The sequence below is a fragment of the Paenibacillus sp. MCAF9 genome, assembly GCF_052114265.1.
Classification (GTDB): domain Bacteria; phylum Bacillota; class Bacilli; order Paenibacillales; family Paenibacillaceae; genus Pristimantibacillus.
Window position 1 is genome coordinate 636,556 of sequence record NZ_JBFREL010000001.1, and the last position, 16,722, is coordinate 653,277.

General features: G+C 46.9%; 14 protein-coding genes. 1 reads left to right on the forward strand and 13 read right to left on the reverse strand.

Annotation, left to right across the window (positions count from 1 at the left end; translation table 11 throughout):
* Nucleotides 1–37: 37 nt before the first annotated feature.
* The 9 genes from AB4Z45_RS02970 to AB4Z45_RS03010 form a co-directional block, all read right to left on the reverse strand.
* Nucleotides 38–751 carry an adenosylcobinamide amidohydrolase gene (locus tag AB4Z45_RS02970; RefSeq protein WP_441907819.1) on the reverse strand — a complete coding sequence of 238 codons (714 nt, stop codon included), beginning with the start codon at nucleotides 749–751 and terminating at the stop codon, nucleotides 38–40.
* A gap of 87 nt (nucleotides 752–838) precedes the next feature.
* The gene (gene cobD, locus AB4Z45_RS02975; protein WP_441907820.1) at nucleotides 839–1,939 is read right to left on the reverse strand and encodes a threonine-phosphate decarboxylase CobD; all 1,101 of its coding nucleotides are present in this window, start codon (nucleotides 1,937–1,939) and stop codon (nucleotides 839–841) included.
* 21 nt (nucleotides 1,940–1,960) lie between these two features.
* Complete coding sequence (cobS, locus tag AB4Z45_RS02980) at nucleotides 1,961–2,773, reverse strand: adenosylcobinamide-GDP ribazoletransferase (RefSeq protein ID WP_441907821.1); 813 nt, start codon at nucleotides 2,771–2,773, stop codon at nucleotides 1,961–1,963.
* The gene (gene cbiB, locus AB4Z45_RS02985; protein WP_441907822.1) at nucleotides 2,755–3,735 is read right to left on the reverse strand and encodes an adenosylcobinamide-phosphate synthase CbiB; all 981 of its coding nucleotides are present in this window, start codon (nucleotides 3,733–3,735) and stop codon (nucleotides 2,755–2,757) included. The genes cobS and cbiB overlap by 19 nt, the downstream gene beginning before the upstream one ends.
* Nucleotides 3,732–4,322: a bifunctional adenosylcobinamide kinase/adenosylcobinamide-phosphate guanylyltransferase gene (gene cobU, locus AB4Z45_RS02990; RefSeq protein ID WP_441907823.1), complete on the reverse strand. Its 591-nt coding sequence runs from the start codon at nucleotides 4,320–4,322 to the stop codon at nucleotides 3,732–3,734. The genes cbiB and cobU overlap by 4 nt, the downstream gene beginning before the upstream one ends.
* A gap of 10 nt (nucleotides 4,323–4,332) precedes the next feature.
* On the reverse strand, nucleotides 4,333–5,409 hold the full coding sequence (gene cobT / locus AB4Z45_RS02995; RefSeq protein WP_441907824.1) for a nicotinate-nucleotide--dimethylbenzimidazole phosphoribosyltransferase: 1,077 nt from the start codon (nucleotides 5,407–5,409) through the stop codon (nucleotides 4,333–4,335).
* Nucleotides 5,410–5,435: 26 nt separating this feature from the next.
* Nucleotides 5,436–6,218, reverse strand: coding sequence for a heme ABC transporter ATP-binding protein (locus tag AB4Z45_RS03000; protein ID WP_441907825.1), 783 nt, complete (start codon nucleotides 6,216–6,218; stop codon nucleotides 5,436–5,438).
* Nucleotides 6,215–7,252: a FecCD family ABC transporter permease gene (locus AB4Z45_RS03005; RefSeq protein WP_441907861.1), complete on the reverse strand. Its 1,038-nt coding sequence runs from the start codon at nucleotides 7,250–7,252 to the stop codon at nucleotides 6,215–6,217. Before AB4Z45_RS03005 ends, AB4Z45_RS03000 begins: the two co-directional genes overlap by 4 nt.
* A gap of 2 nt (nucleotides 7,253–7,254) precedes the next feature.
* Nucleotides 7,255–8,247, reverse strand: a complete 993-nt coding sequence (locus AB4Z45_RS03010; RefSeq protein WP_441907826.1) for an ABC transporter substrate-binding protein — start codon at nucleotides 8,245–8,247, stop codon at nucleotides 7,255–7,257.
* 1,600 nt (nucleotides 8,248–9,847) lie between these two features.
* On the opposite strand from AB4Z45_RS03010, the gene AB4Z45_RS03015 reads away from it, so the two are divergent.
* Nucleotides 9,848–10,291, forward strand: a complete 444-nt coding sequence (locus AB4Z45_RS03015; protein WP_441907827.1) for a FixH family protein — start codon at nucleotides 9,848–9,850, stop codon at nucleotides 10,289–10,291.
* A gap of 4 nt (nucleotides 10,292–10,295) precedes the next feature.
* Here AB4Z45_RS03015 and AB4Z45_RS03020 read toward each other — a convergent pair whose 3' ends face one another.
* The 4 genes from AB4Z45_RS03020 to ltrA all read right to left on the reverse strand — a co-directional run bounded on the left by AB4Z45_RS03020 (nucleotide 10,296) and on the right by ltrA (nucleotide 16,637).
* The gene (locus AB4Z45_RS03020; protein ID WP_441907828.1) at nucleotides 10,296–10,982 is read right to left on the reverse strand and encodes a sulfite exporter TauE/SafE family protein; all 687 of its coding nucleotides are present in this window, start codon (nucleotides 10,980–10,982) and stop codon (nucleotides 10,296–10,298) included.
* Complete coding sequence (locus AB4Z45_RS03025; protein ID WP_441907829.1) at nucleotides 10,979–13,255, reverse strand: heavy metal translocating P-type ATPase; 2,277 nt, start codon at nucleotides 13,253–13,255, stop codon at nucleotides 10,979–10,981. Before AB4Z45_RS03025 ends, AB4Z45_RS03020 begins: the two co-directional genes overlap by 4 nt.
* Before the next feature lie 95 nt (nucleotides 13,256–13,350).
* Nucleotides 13,351–15,222, reverse strand: a complete 1,872-nt coding sequence (locus AB4Z45_RS03030; RefSeq protein ID WP_441907830.1) for an arginine--tRNA ligase — start codon at nucleotides 15,220–15,222, stop codon at nucleotides 13,351–13,353.
* Nucleotides 15,223–15,344: 122 nt separating this feature from the next.
* Entirely contained in the window at nucleotides 15,345–16,637 is a 1,293-nt protein-coding gene (ltrA, locus tag AB4Z45_RS03035; RefSeq protein ID WP_441907831.1) for a group II intron reverse transcriptase/maturase, read from the reverse strand.
* Nucleotides 16,638–16,722: the final 85 nt, after the last annotated feature.

The following is a 16,722-nucleotide window of genomic DNA, read 5'->3' on the forward strand; positions in this document are numbered from 1 at the left end:
ACCTCCATTTAGTCATTATAGCGAAGGTCATTAATCCTTAGTCATCATGCTGCGTTCGTGCTGCTTCTAACACGGTCTCATAGACCGCTTCTCCAATCGCGCACCCAATTGTCGTAGCTGCACCAGCATACGCATGTACCGCATTCCAGCTTGCTGCTTGACTAACCGCTATGACAATTGCGTCCGTTGTCGTCCCCGTAGCTGATTGTCCTGTTTCCATCTCAACGATGCCTAAATGCTGTAATGCTGCTGTTTTCGCTTCAGTTGCTGTTATGACCGCATTCACCATAGCTGATTCAGTCATTTGACCATCGATTAAAATAACAATATTGATCGTTCCCGGAGAATAAGCAGAGAAGGTACTTCGAGGCATACCAGATCTTGCTGCATTTCGTGTGCCTACCGTCGTACAGCAGATAAGCTTAAACCGATCGCCTTCCATTTCATTGATTGATGCATGTGTCAGCTTCGCTGCTGTTAATAATCCTACAGTAGCTTCTGATTCGCAGCCCCATTCCGTACATTGATTAATGATGTCGAGAACAGGATCTTCACATTGATAAGTAAGCGGAACTTTCCAATTCACAATACGATTGGTATAAGAAAAGCCGCCCGGATGAATCGCGCTGCTTAGCGCATACAAAGGAACATTGCTGCTTGCTTCAATGCGGTCCTCAAGAAGCTGCAAGCTTACGCCGCACCACAGCTGTGATTGATAATAATGCTGGTCTTTACGAAAGGGCTGTGTCACTCTTTTCCCTCCTTTGGCTGTCACAGAAGCTTATACATGAGTTTAATTTGGATGGATAGGATCTCTTTGCAATTCACTCAATTTCCCTTACCCGCCTTGGTTTTCATTCCATTGCAAGCAATGCTTAAAAGCAGCGATCAGCTGTTCATTTTGCTGCCGAAGTTTAATGGCAACCCGGATATACGTATGATCAAGCCCTGCAAATCTCGATGCATCGCGAATAAGCACCCCCTGCTTGCCCATCTCGAGCTGAAGCATGCTGGCACTGAGACCCGCATCGTTCGGAATCCGAATGAGCAAATAATTGGCCGCACTTGGGTTAACTTCAAAGCCGATCGCTTCAAGCTCAGACATGAGCCAAGGTCTTTCCTGCTCTAACCAAGCAAGTGTACGCTCTGCATAATCCTTCTCATCCAGCACCGCTTCGCCAATCAGCTGCGCTAAAGAATTAACGCTCCATGGTATTTGCAAGCGTCGCAAGCCGCTTATCGTTCTAGGCATGCCAACGATGTATCCAAGTCGAATGCCGGGTATCGCATAAAATTTTGTCATTGAGCGGATGACGAACAACCGTTCATGCTTAGTTGCTTCTTGAACAAGACTGTACCGTGCTTCATCAGGCACAAAATCCATAAACGCCTCGTCAACTACGACGTAGGCTCCTTTACTTAAGAGTGCACGTATAAGCTCTGGATCTACGAGCTGACCCGTCGGATTGTTTGGCGAACCGAGCATAACTAATGATCCTGTGGCAGCCGCTTCGCATAAATGCTCGGAATCGAGGCTAAGCTTAAATTGCATGTGAGATGATAATTTAATTTCATACACAGCTCCGCCAATTTTCCGAATGGCATCGCCATATTCATCAAAGCACGGAATGGCAAGCGTCGTTAACTTTGGTTGCAGCGTACGGACGATAAGATCGATTAGTTCTGCCGCTCCGTTTCCTACTACGATGGATTGAGCATCAATATTATGTAGTTCAGCAAGCTTCTTTCTTAGGCCGCGAACGGCTGGATCTGGATATTGCTCTATCATATCTGCATAGGTAAGAAGCGCTTGTTTAACGCTTAACGGCGCTCCTAGCGGATTCATATTCGAGCTGAAATCAACAAATTTATGCGCAGGTATATCGAACGCTTCTTCCGCGGTCCGCAAATCGCCGCCATGACCATATCTTTCTAACATTTAACAAAAACAACTCCTTTTCTATTGCGCATATAACCAGATGACCGCTGCAAGCAGCAATAACGCTTCAATCGCTTCGTTCATCGCACCATATGTATCCCCAGTTAATCCGCCAAGCTTCCGATTTAACCATGCTGCTATAAAACCACCGCAGCAAATCGTTAAGATGACGATAATAAGCAGCATTATTAATGCTACGTTTGTACCGGTGCCGGCGATCCAAAAAGTAAGGACAGAAAGAATGGCTGCCATCACAAAAGAAGCAGTCGCCTGCGGCCATTTGACCTCATTAAATAAAACAGCTATCCCTTCACCCTGACGGGCATTCGGCCACCCTGCAATAGCTGCACTCATCCAAGCGCGGCTCCAAATCGGCGCGATGACAAGCAGTGGTCCATGTTGCTCAAAATGGCCACCTTTCAGCAGTTCTGCTAATAACGATGCTTTGAGAAGAAGGAGCAATACTGCGGCAATGACGCCCATCGCTCCTACTCGGCTATCCTTCATAATTTCAAGCATACGCTCGCGAGAGCGGTGACTCAGCACGCCGTCTGCTGTATCCATCCAACCGTCCAAATGCAGCCCCCCGCTCAATGCAGTCCATATCGCAAGAATCAGTACAGCACTTGGCCAAGCAGGGACAAACAATGCTAGCAGCCACGTACATGCAAGGAGACAAATACCGATAAACGCACCAGCTACAGGGAAATAGACGACACTTCGCGAGAGAACAGATCCTTGGAAAGGAACCGTGATGGGAATTGGAAAACGAGTTAGAAATTGAAAAGCAGCAATAAGTGCTTGGAAATGCAGCTTTAATTCACGACGAACCATACGGCGATCACCCCCGCAAATAATATAAAACTAACGCTGTAAAGTAATCGCACGCTTAGTACAATATCGTTTGGTTCCAGTTGGCGAGTTGGCCATCCCATCCTTGCTCGTTCACTGATTACACCAAAATACGAGTTCAAACCGCCGAGCTCAATGCCTAGCGCCCCTGCAACCGCTGATTCCGGTATGCCGCTATTTGGACTAGGATGAAGATGTGCAAAAGTGCGAATGGCAAGCCACGCCTGCTTCGCCTTCATTCTCTGATCAAACAGCGAAGACAGCGTAAGCAAAACGCCAGTTATTCTTGCAGGGATATAATTTAACACATCATCCGTCCGTGCCGAGCACCAGCCAAAATACTTATATTTTTCATTGCGATATCCGACCATGGAATCCAGCGTATTCGTTGCACGGTAGAGCATTGCAAGCGGTGCGCCTCCAATTAAAGCGAACAATAACGGTGACACGAGCGCATCTATCGTATTTTCAGCAACCGTCTCAATTGCAGCGCGCGATGCCTCCCGCTCATCCAGCTTTGCAGTATCTCGGCCTACGATATAACCAACATATTTACGTGCTTCATCTAATCTGCCTTCCACTAATGGATGATAAACGAGCATGGCTGCTTCCTTTAAGCCCTTCACCGCTAGTGTTGTGGAAATAAACCATGCGCTCACCGCATAGCCTAGCCAAGTATGTATAGCATCTGCCGCCCAAATAATAAACCACATTGCGCCGCAGCTCACAACGAGTGTGACAACGGTCAACACTACACCTAAACCTCTTACAGCAGCCGGGTGTTCCTTTAATCGTTCAGGAGCAAGCAAACGTTCCAACAGTCGAATGAGCCTGCCTATCCATATGACGGGATGAGTTGGCCATTTCGGGTCACCAACGATCCAATCTATTGCAATGGCTGCCGCTGAGAGGAGCAGGAGCTCCTTTATTGAATAAATCATCATAATTGATCCCAGTTAAACGCTTGCGATTTCAATTCAACTGGAATGCCTGCGGTGACGAGAAAAACCCGCTCGCATATCGCAGCAATCTGTTGGTTGAACCTCCCCGCCTCGTCTCGAAAAAGCCTGCCTAGAGGATATGCCGGAACAATGCCATCTCCTACCTCATTGGTTACAATGATTAATGGGTATGGATAGTTGTTAATAGCTTCGAGAAGTTTCTGCTGCTCCATTTTCAGCCTCGTATCTTCATACGATTCTTGTTCTATTCGCATAAGCCAATTCGTCAGCCATAACGTTAAGCAATCGAGCAATACGACAGCAGGCTGCTGTCCGTTTGAAATTTCTTTATCCATTTGCTCTTTCAATCTGTAAAGCACATTTGCTGCTTCATGCGGATCTTCGATGGTCTGCCAGCGGAAGCCTGCATCTTCACGATCCTTGCGATGTTTTCCTATTCGCTCGCGCATCTCCGTATCATACGGCTGACAAGTCGCAATATAAAATCCACGGGCTGCAACCCTCATCGCATACTGCTCGGCAAATCCGCTCTTCCCGCTTCTTGCTCCGCCCGTTACTAGAATTGCCATTCACGCTCACCTAACCTTTGGATACGCCTGCACTCTCAAATGTTGCCATTTCATTCATGAGATGGAGCGCAGCGTCTATAAAATGAAAACATAATACAGCTCCAGTGCCTTCGCCAAGCCGCATCTCCAGCTGCATCATCGGAAGCAAACCTATTGATTCAAGCAGCTTCAAATGACCTTGCTCTTGAGAGAGGTGGGAAGCAATCATAAAGGGAAGCGTCTGCTCCGCTATCCGCGATGCGACAAGCGCCGCAGCAGAAGAAATATAACCGTCGATGACGACTGGGCAGCCGTTTGCTGCAGCTCCGATAATAACGCCGACAAGCCCTGCGATTTCTGCACCGCCAACCTTAGCCAACACATCGATTGGATCGACACTAGCGCGGTCCAATTCGTTGACAGCAATTGCGCGTTTGACTACCTGCACTTTATTTGTCCAGCTTTCATCATTTATGCCAGTTCCTCGGCCGACTGATTCCTCAGGAGATAGACCCGTCAATACGGTTGTTAACGCCGCACTGGCAGTCGTATTGCCAATACCCATTTCGCCTGTTGCAAACAAGCGGCAGCCGCGCTGAACCTGCTCATTAACCACTTCAATGCCAACAATAATAGCTTGGACGGCTTCTTCGCGAGTCATCGCTGGCTGCTTGGCCATATTGGCCGTCCCCCGCACCACTTTACGGCTTACTAGCTGCTCATGCTCCAAATCCTCATTTACACCGATATCCACACAAACAACATCTGCGCCAGCTTGCCTTGCCAGCACATTGACAGCTGCTCCTCCGCTGAGAAAGTTTAGCACCATTTGTGGTGTCACCGCTTGTGGAAAAGCACTGACTCCTTCATCACATACACCATGATCACCCGCCATGACAATAACGGCTTTATGTGACAAATCCGGCCACAGCTCGCCTGAAATGCCGGCAAGCTGCCTGGCGATTGTCTCTAGCTTGCCGAGGCTGCCTGGCGGTTTCGTCAATGAATCAGAATGCTTCACAGCTAATTCTGCTGCCTCTTCATTAAATGGTTTGATTTGTTTGATCGTCTCTGCAAGCTGAGTTTCCAATGCATGTTTCAATTTCATAACTCCTTCAAGCGTATTTTAAGCTTTTATATATTCATATCCGGTTGGAGCAATATTTGCGGAGCACCCGTAACAGGATGGGTGATCACAGTTGTATCCGCCTGATAAACCTGCTTGATAAGACCTGCAGTTATGACCGCCCTGGGTGTTCCAGCTGCTGCAACTTTGCCTTCATGAAGAACGACAAGCTCATCGCAATATAGCGAAGCCAAATTAAGATCATGCAGAACGGCAATAACGGTCAGTTCACGTTCACGCTGCCAAGCACGTACCGTATCCAAAAGCTGAATTTGGTAACCAATGTCTAAATAAGTCGTCGGCTCGTCCAATAATATAATAGATGGCTCCTGCGCCATAACCTTTGCCAATGCAACACGTTGACGTTCACCGCCGCTTAGTTGATCCATTTTGCGATGCGATAGCTCTTCGAGTCCCATGGTCATTATCGCTTTATCAATAATTTCCTCTGAATCATGTTTATCGCTGCCAAGCCAGTTTTGGAAAGGGTATCTTCCCATGCTAACAACCTCACGCACAGAGAATCCTACCTGAGGCAAACCGCTTTGCTGCAAAACCGCCATCATTTGTGCGATTTGCTTTCTTGGATATGCGGAGATGCTCTGCCCCTCGAATAAAACTTCACCTTCCACCGGCTGTTCAACGCCTGACAATACATGCAGCAGCGTTGATTTGCCGACACCATTAGGTCCAATAACACCGTACATCCGCCCTTTTTGAAATGAGCAGGAAAGCTTATTGAGCACAGTCCTCCCTTGCACCGTCTGAACGATGCTGCGCACCTCAATCATAACGCTCCTCCTTGCTTCAGCTTCCGCCGATGCAGCAAATACGCAAAAAATGGCGCACCAAGCAAAGCCGTAACAACGCCAAGCGGTATTTCCTTAGGCGTCAGCGCCATGCGCGCAAGCGTATCCGCCCATAAAATAAATATGCCTCCGCCGATAGCCRATAAAGGGGTAATTAATCGATAGTCGGGGCCAACGAGCAAACGAATGAGATGTGGAACCACGAGTCCAACAAAACCAATTACACCAGAAACAGAGACTGCTGCTGCCGTCAGCAAGGTCGAGCTGATTAAGACGATCAGCTTCGTTCTCTCGACATGGATGCCAAGATGCGCTGCATGGCGTTCCCCCAGTACAAATAAATTGAGGGATTGCCCATATGCAAGCAGAAGTGGAAAGCCTACCGCGAGAAAAGGTATAAGCATATATACATGTTCCCAGCTTCTCATCGCAAGCGATCCCATTAACCAGAACAAAATTTGATTCACGACGCCCTCAGAAACCGACACCATGAAGGATACAAAAGCGCCTAAAAAAGATTGGATGATAACCCCTGATAAAATAAGCGTTTCAATATGTATAACACCCTTGTTGCGAGACAACCAAAAAACACCAAGCAGTGTCAAGGTTCCTGTAGCAAAAGCAACTAGCGGTATCGTCCACATGCCAATCGCTGACTGCAAGCCGAATAAGATAATGAACGATGCACCAACTGAGCTCCCCGAAGATACTCCTAGAGTATAGGGATCAGCCAGCGGGTTTCGAAGAACCCCTTGAAAGCCCGTGCCAGCAAGTGCGAGACAAGCACCAACGAGGACAGCAAGCAAAATACGCGATAGACGTACTTGCGTGACGATCGCTATTTCGGCAGGTGTATAAGGGACTGAGTTGTCGGCAAGCCAAGGCAGCTGATGAAGCAAAATACCCCAAACATCTCGTATGGAAATACCAGCCGAGCCAATCGACAAACTTACAACGATAGAAACAGCAAGAAGGAGCATAGCTGCTCCTCCATACCAAACTAATTTATAGGTCATCATTATTTTACGAGATCCGGGTGAATCACTTTCGCAAGCTCCAGCAAACCATCTGCAAGTCTCGGCCCAACACGAACAAGCGGATCCTCTGTTACTGCATGCATTTGCTTATTTTTCACCGCATCAATGACATTCCAGCCAGGACGGCTCTCAATGCCAACAACAATCGGATTCGGCTCCTCCTTCAATGCAGGGTATATAATAAGCTCGGGATTCTGAGTAACAATCGACTCTGCACTCACCTCATACCAGCCTGGAGCAGCTCCAGCAACATTCTCGCCGCCAGCAAGTGCCAGCAATTCGTCAAGGAATGTGCCAGATCCAACGGTCCAGCCTGGGGAAAATTCTAAATACACTTTCTTTTTCACTGCATTCTTGACTGCATCCGAAACTTGTTGCTTCACTGAAAGCATGTGGCCTGCAACCTCAGCCGCTTCGGATTGTTTATTCATAATATGACCTAAATTTTCGATTTTGGCAATAACTGCATCATACGTGAGAGGGTCTGTCGCATAGACCGGAATTTTCAGTTCTCTGAGCTTCGTGATTGCCTCTCCGTTCATTGAAGAAGAAGCCAGTACGAGATCCGGATTGAGAGCTGCAACAGCTTCAATATTCGTCGTCATATCGCCAACCTTTGCCTTGCTTGCCGCCTCCTCAGGATAGTTGCTTGATTCATCAACACCTACAACGCGGTCACCTGAGCCGATTGCATAAATAGCTTCGGTTTCACTAGGAGCAAGCGAGACAATTTTAGTTGGCTCTTGCTCAAACGTAATTTCCGTACCTGTATCATCCTTTAATGTTAGTGGATAAACGGTCGATTCATTCGCCTTGGATGGCTCGTTAGTTGCAGCCTGACCAGCATTGTTCGTTGTTTTTCCCGGCTCGTTGACTGTGTCCTTATTTGTACCGCATGCTCCTGTGAATACAAGCATCATCACGAGCAGCAAACCTACTAGCGTTTTCATTGTACTTTTATGTAACCTTTTCATTTTCCTTACTCCTCCTGCGTCATATATCGTATTAAAAATAGCATCCCCGACCTTGAGTCAGAAATGCTAGTATACGCTTTTTCTAATTAGGCTAAGCGAACAGCTTCTCCAACAATATCGGATCATGCAGGTGAAGATATGGTGCATCTATCCCCGTCCATCATCTATAAAATGATCCGTTGTTACTATACAACGTCTTGTTCTATTTGTCTAATGACATCCATGCCATACTCATCGTAATTATCGACGTTCTGCTTCACTCATTTGCAGCATAGGTAACGTAATGGGTCTATTTCTTAGCGCGCGTTTTTTAACCATGATGAGTGCGATTAGCCTTGACCTTAACTGAGCAGCAAGATGTAACATTCAAGAATCGGAGCTTTTCGCAATAGTCACTTCAGACCTCCTAACGGACATACATTCCGCTATTTTCAAGAATTGGGCTCATATTTGAGTCTAACGGACATAGGATCCGCTATTTGTGCAAAAGGGAGCTAAAAACTTACTCTTGGAGCCAAATAAGGGCTTCTATGTCCGTTACGGTTGCGAAAACAGCGAAAATGAGCGCAATAGCGTATCTGATGTCCGTTAGCTTTTCGCAATAGTCACTTCAGATCCCCTTACGGACATACATTCCGCTATTTTCAAGAATTGGGCTCATATTTGAGTCTAACGGACATAGGATCCGCTATTTGGTCAAAAGCGAGCTAAAAACTAACTCGTGGAGCCAAATAAGGGCTTCTATGTCCGTTATGGTTGCGAAAACAGCCAAAATAAGCACAATAGCGTATCTGATGCCCTTTAGCTTTTCGCAATAGTCACTTCAGATCCCATTACGGACATACATTCCGCTATTTTCAAGAATTGGGCTCATATTTGAGGCTAACGGACATAGGATCCGCTATTTAGGCAAAAAGGAGCTAAAAACTAACTCGTGGAGCCAAATAAGGGCTTCTATGTCCTTTACCGTTGCGAAAACAGCCAAAATAAGCACAATAGCGTATCTGATGCCCTTTAGCTTTTCGCAATAGTCACTTCAGACCTCCTAACGGACATACATTCCGCTATTTTCAAGAATTGGGCTCATATTTGAGTCTAACGGACATAGGATCCGCTATTTGTGCAAAAGGGAGCTAAAAACTAACTCGTGGAGCAAAATAAGGGCTTCTATGTCCGTTACGGTTGCGAAAACAGCGAAAATGAGCGCAATAGCGTATCTGATGTCCGTTAGCTTTTCGCAATAGTCACTTCAGATCCCATAACGGACATACATTCCGCTATTTTCAAGAATTGGGCTCATATTTTATTCTAACGGACATAGGATCCGCTATTTGGTCAAAAGCGAGCTAAAAACTAACTTATGAAGCCAAATAAGGGCTTCTATGTCCGTTACCGTTGCGAAACAGCCAAAATGAGCACAATAGCGTATCTGATGTCCGTTACCTCTCCTTGTGACTTCTTCGCCCATGCTATGCTTTTTTTCTTACCATTCGTTCCGCAAGCGATAGAAAACAGCATTTAATACATCCCTTTACAACACTCATTCTTTTTATGAATCTAAAAAATGTATGCAACTCATAAAGGAGGTTCTTTCCTAAATATGAAAGCAGAACACAAACCAAATTATAATCTGCTAAAATTCACTATCATTTTATTGTTTGTGGCAATTGTCGTTGGCATAGTTTTCACATGGCTCCGAAAAGGCGAAGAATTATCACCGCCCATCACGGAACATCTCTTCGACAAAGGTGAAGCTAAGTGGTCCATCGATGGTTATCCAGCGAAGGTGCTACACAACAATTTATTTAAAATCGAGCTTACAGATCCATCGGGCGCCCCACTACAAGGAGCTGAGCTATCAGTCAAACTTGAGATGATGGATATGGTTTGCGGCGATTACGAATTTAAATTGACGGAAGCTGATCCTGGAACATATACAGGCGAAGGTGTACCCCTAATGGCTGGCACATGGAAAGCGACTCTAACACTCAAGACGCTTGACCAAACGTATACCATCGATAGATTACTGCGAGCGGTTCATTAGCAAATTACCAAAGCCATGGATTAATCGACGGTATAACACCATTCACCGCAAGCCCGCGCAAAATCGAGATGACACCCACAGCAATCGCCGTGACTACACTTGCTTTACGCATAAATCGCCGCCATTTCTTATTGGCAAAAGCAGCGATCGACGCGGCAGCCGCTAAAGCAGGGAAAGTCGATAGCCCAAACAAGGCCATGACAGCCGCTCCTTCAAGTCCTGAGCCAGTGGAGGCTGCCGTCATTTGCATCGCATAAGTTAAGCCGCATGGCAAAAATCCGAAGGCTATTCCAGTTGCGAGCAAATGGAACGTTTCCTGCTTAGCAGAGCGAGAAGCACCGCCTACTAATCTTTTGTGCAAAAACTTAGACAATCGGTTCATGAGCGGCAGCTGAAATCTCCGCCAAAGCCAGAGCAGCAAGAAACAGCCGCCGATAATGGATGCCAATCCTTGAACCCCTGCAAATTTACCTGCAACATCCACAAAAGAACCTACTGTTCCCATTACAGCCCCTAATAAGGAATAAGAGAGAATGCGGCCTGTATTATATAGAAGCATTGATTTCTTAACTGGCGCTGAGGAATTTAATGAGACAGTTGATACAATCCCCCCGCACATACCAATGCAATGAGGTGCGCTGAATAAGCCTGTTAAAATAATGAATCCAATCAGCTGCCAAGTCAGCGTCATCTGCTTGCACCAACCCGGCTCTTGCTTTGCAGCTGACCCGAAAGCCGAAGCGCATTGCTGACAACAGAAACAGAGCTAAGCGCCATCGCCGTTCCAGCCATCCAAGGCTCAAGCAAACCAAAAGCAGCAAAAGGGATGACGATAACATTGTATAGGAAAGCAAAGGTTAGATTTTGGCGCACATTTCGAATCGTTAATCGGCTTATTCGAATCGCTTCTGGAATAGCATGCAAACGTGAGAAAAGCAGCGTCATGTGGCCAGCGCTAAGCGCTGCATCTGTTCCTTCACCCATTGCTAAGCCAACATCGGCTGCGGCTAATGCCGGTGCGTCATTCCATCCATCCCCTGCCATTGCGACTCGTTTGCCGCGACGCTTTAATTGCTCCACCAACGCCAGCTTGCCCTCGGGAAGCATGGACGCATGGATACTTGTAATGCCAACCGCTTTTGCAGCAGCAAATGCCGGCGCCTTGTGATCACCTGTCGCTAGAACAGCGGAAACTCCTAATTTTTTAAGCTCTTTCACTGTCTCTCTCGCGTTTTCCTTTATCTTATCGCTAAATGCGATTGCACCAGCTATCTGATCGTCTATTGCTGCATATAGCACGGTTTCACCCAAATCCTCACGCTGCCTTGCGAATGCAATGATATCGACGCTCAAAGCCCATTGGCGTTCTGCTGCAAACCGAGCGTTCCCGATAGCGAAGCGCTGCTCCTCAATTATCGCTTCAACGCCTCCGCCTGGTGTGAAGACATGATGACTGGAAGCTGGAATAATAAGCCCTAGTCTGACCGCTTCCTTCTCAATTGCTCTTGAAAGCGGATGTGTGGAGTCCGCTTCAGCGGCTGCCGCCAATCTCAGCAAAGCATTGCGGCTTCCTTTAATAGCTAGTGAAGCACTTATATGAGGCTTGCCTTCCGTTAATGTTCCTGTTTTATCAAAAATGATCGTTTGAATACTTGCCAAACGTTCTAGCGCGCCCGCTTCCTTCGTAATAATGCCTTGTTTCGCAAGTCTGCTGGCTGCGATGACAAGTGAGATCGGTGCGGCTAGACCAAGCGCGCATGGACAGGCTGCTAATAAAACAGCAATGCTGCAGATGAATGCTCGGCTCCAATTCCCCGGCTCAAGAAATAATCCCCACATGAAAACCGTTGCTACGGCGAAGAGAAGCATAACAGGAACAAACCAGCTTGCAGCCGCATCTACATTCCGCTGAATGGCTGATTTAGAGCGTTGTGCTTGACGAACAAGCTCCTGTATGCGGTTCAGCATCGTATCGTGGCCTGCCGCCTTCGTACGAATGCGAAGCTGCGAGCTTTCATTCCAAGTTCCCGCCCACACTTGATCTCCTTCCCGCTTTGCAATCGGCAGACTCTCGCCTGTTAGCAATGATTCGTTGGTTGCGGAGTGACCGCCGCATACAATGCCATCGACCGGAATCGTTTCTCCAGCCTGTACGATGACAATATCGCCCGCTCGAACAAATTCGGTCTGAATATGTATCACTTCACCTGCCCGTTCAACCGCCGCCGTCTGACTTTGCAGCTTGCCGAAGCCGTCTGATCCGCGCTGCGCCCGCAGCGAGGCGGAAACTTCAATGTATTTACCCAGCAGGACAGCTGTGATTACAACAGCAGAAGTTTCAAAATACAATGGCGGTGCATGAGCAGCCACCTCTAAGAGCGGCCGAAACAAGCCGTTTTGAAATACAACATAATGGCTGTACAAATAGGCGGCTGTCGTTCCGATGACAACAAGCACATCCATATTGGCGCTTCGCTCGCGTACCGCATGATATGCGCCGAAATAAAAAGGCAAGCCTATAGCGAATTGAATAATCGTGGCAAGAATGAGCTGCAGCCATGGAATAGTGAGCCAAGCAGGCAAATAATCAAGCATCGGCCTTAAAAAAGGCAGATGCTGCATCATCCCAGTTAATAACGGCACCGTAAGTACCGCTGAAGCAATGAGTCGCAGCTTCAATATACGATGTTCCTTGTGCAAGCCTTCTTTAGCTGTCTCATTAAGCATCGCTTCAAAACCTAATTGCTTGACACGCTCAGCAATTTGTTTCGCTCCGAGCCGCTCAGGCTTAAACTGCACCCAAGCGGTTCGAAGCGGAAAGCTGACGGCAGCCATTTGAACACCATCCATTTTGCTGACTGCTTTCTCTATTCTTGCCGCACAAGCTGAACAGCTCATGCCTTGAACCGCAAAATCTATCGTAAGGTCGCTATCCTCTACCTGATTATCATGTACCTGCTCCATTTGCAGCACCCGCCCTTCGTTCATCGCTGTTAATGCCTGTACCTCTGCGTTAAACTATATGACGGGCAAGCCAATTGCATGATTGGAACATCTGTTTACATTCTATTTGGCGCAGGAAGCCCCAGTATGTGAAGTGCATCCTGCATCGTTTGCTTATAACGCTCGGTGAGCCAAATACGCAAGCTTTTCGCTGATCCTTCAGCCTTCAAAATAGGACATGTAGCGTAGAAATGGTTAAACAATGCGGAAAGCTCATATACATACGTGCAAAGCTGATTAGGAGATAGCTCCAAAGCGGCAGCTTCCAGCGTTTCAGGCCAATAAGCTAATTGTCTCAGCAATGAATGCTCTTGAATCTCAAGACCGCTAATCTCAGCTAGAGCTTGTGGGTTAAACGCAGTGTCTCCTGCTCTCTTCAAAATACTGCTTGAGCGAGCATACGTATACATCAGATAAACACCTGTATTGCCGGATATTTCGGTTGCTTGATCAAGATCAAACACAACCTCTGTTTGCAAATGAAAACGAAGCAAGTAATAACGAATCGATGCTGCTGCTATCGTACGACTTGCCAAGCCGCCTTTACGGGATCTTTTTGCGTCTATGATTTGTTCCATTCTTACTAAGAAATCCGCTATTTTTATGCCGATTCCTTGCCTGCCTGACATCGCATACGCATGCTTGCCGTCTGACGTATCGATACCTAAACCATTTGCCGTATTTGGGCTTAATGCAACAACACCATAACTGACATGCTTTAGCTGCTCTGCTTGCTCCTGAAAACCCAAAGCGAGCAATGCTTGTTTAACCATAGCCTGCGGATACTCTTGGCGCTGATCAATTACGTTAATGACCATATCTGCATGACCGATTTTTTTCCTTGCACCGCTCGTATGCGTTGACCACAGACCATCAGAAAACTTCTGGTAACGGAAATCGTTATCAAGCAATCCAAACTTCCACAGATGGTAAGCAATATCTTTGGCCGTATAAGTCAAAATACCGTTTGAGCGAACGAGCACTTTATCTGCTTGGAAATCCGAATGTTCCTCTTGTTCTCCGTTTTCATCAGAATGCTTCAGCACATAACAGCCCTTCAGCTTCCCTTCTGTTTCCTTGCGGAATATTCCCGTTGACTGCAGCAGCTCAAACGCGCGAGCCCAGAAGCCTTCACGCACAATATTGCTTTCCCACACCAGAACATCATAAGTGATGCCAAACTGCTTCATTTCCTCGACATGCTCGCGCACAATTCTTTCTGCGACCAACAAGCCCATCCATGCTACATTCGAATGCCCTTCTTCCAGCTCTTCAAGAACCTTGGTACGTTGTTCAAGCAATTCTGGCTGCTCTTTATAAGCACGATTAATGCTTGAATACGTATCCCAGCAAAAATCCCCAAAACGCTCATAAGGCAGCACCGACTTGGTCTGAAGAATGCCTACCACCGTATCCGCCAATTGGTTGCCTAGATCATCAATGTAGTTGTGCACCTCAACCTGATGACCCGTACTTCTGAGCATTCGCGCAATCGTATCGCCAACGCAGGAATTACGCAAATGACCAATATGCGCTGATTTATTTGGATTGATAGATGTATGCTCAACCAGCACTTTTTTGTTAACTGTAGTTTTCTGTGATTCAAGCTGTTCTGTATTGACTGCCCACCAAGACCAATTCACATAAAAGTTTAGAAACCCGGGTGAAGCAATTTCAATCTTTTTTATGGATGAGGAAAGACTTGGATGCTTGATTAATTTTTGTTTGAAGTCATCTGCAATCAATGAAGGTGCGCGTTTTAAAAGCCTTGCCAGCTGCATTGCAATATTGCTGCTATAATCGCCATGCGCTAAGTTAACGGGATGCTCGACCGCAATTTTGAGATTTTCAGGTCGCTCTGTACGTCCCTCTTCCAGCATACCTTGCGTTATTTCTTCAATTGCTCCAATAATCAGCTTATGAATCATTGTAATTCCTCCTATTATCTAGAGTATAGGACTGAAATTCATTTCAGCCCCTCCTCATCAAACCGTACGTGAGGTTTTCCCTCATACGGCTTTCCGATGTTCGTCATTCATGTGCGTGCGAGTTATACAAGCGTCTTTAAACCATGCATTTGGCTAAGAATCTTTACTTCATGTCCTGAACCGCGCCAGTTACTTCGCTGGCGCTTCTTTGCGTACCATTTGGTTAGCCGTTGGCGGATGTACCAATCTAGTTTAGTCATCCATTTGGTACTGTACGGTGTCGCATAGTAGTTCTTCCAGCCTTGTATTCTCAGGTTGAGCCAGTCCACGTGTTCTTGAAACGAAACGTGCCGCATCTTTGGCGGAGCAAGTCGGTCTTTCACTACCTCCCTCACATGCTTCTCTGCTTTTATGCAGAGCCATTGTTGGGTCGTGTAATAGATGCGCTTCTGTCCCGTTTCCGCTTTCGTCTTCCTGTGGTGCATGCCGAGGAAGTCAAATCCTTCTTCTCCCGTCCATAGTCCCACAATTCGCGTTTTCTCCGGATGCAAGGTTAGTTCCAATCGCTCCATAATTGTTTGTATAAGTTTAAACGCATGTTGCGCATCTTTCCTTGTTTTGCATACCACGACAAAGTCGTCTGCATACCGCGTCAGTTCTCCGACTTCTTTGCCATACTTCTCCCACAACAAATCGAAGTAATTCAGGTAGATGTTCGCAAGTAGCGGCGAGATCACTCCACCTTGCGGCGTGCCGAGGTCAGATCGCCTKACTYGCCCTTCCTCCATCACCCCTGCTCCGAGCCATTGCCGAATCAGCTTGAGGATGCGTCTGTCACTGATTCGTATTTCCACCAGCTTCATCAGCTTCTCTTGGTTAATGTTGTCAAAGTAACCTTGGATGTCCACGTCGACCACCCAATTGCCTTTGCGATTGCATGCTTTGCGGATTCGCTCGAGCGCTTGTTTCGCGCCGCGCTTTGGTCGAAAGCCATACGAGCATTCCTGAAAATCGGCTTCAAAGATTGGTTCTACAATGAGTTTYGTCGCCATTTGTACCACGCGGTCTCTCACCGTCGGGATCCCCAATGGACGTTTTCGTCCATCTTTCTTCGGAATATATTGCCGACGAACGGGCTGGGGACGGTAGCTTTTCTTTAACARTAGCTCTTGGCATTGTGCGATAAATTGRTCATCACCTATTTTCGTAATAGCTGCCATCGTTTCACCATCTACGCCTGCCGCTCCCTTATTTGCCCTAACTCTCCGCCATGCTTCCTGAAGAACATCCTTTCGATGTACCTTGTCATATAACGCATGGAATCTTCTACGCTTATTTGTCTTGGCAGCATGACCTAGCTTCTCTTGGAGTTGTTGAACTTTTTCCTTAGGTGTCGTTAGCCATTTGGCATTCACTCACTCGTACCTCCTTRAAAAGCTTGAACAAAGCAGGGCGCCTTCCCTCCCGCAGGTTGTGTTGTCCTGCGTTCCTCGGTACTAT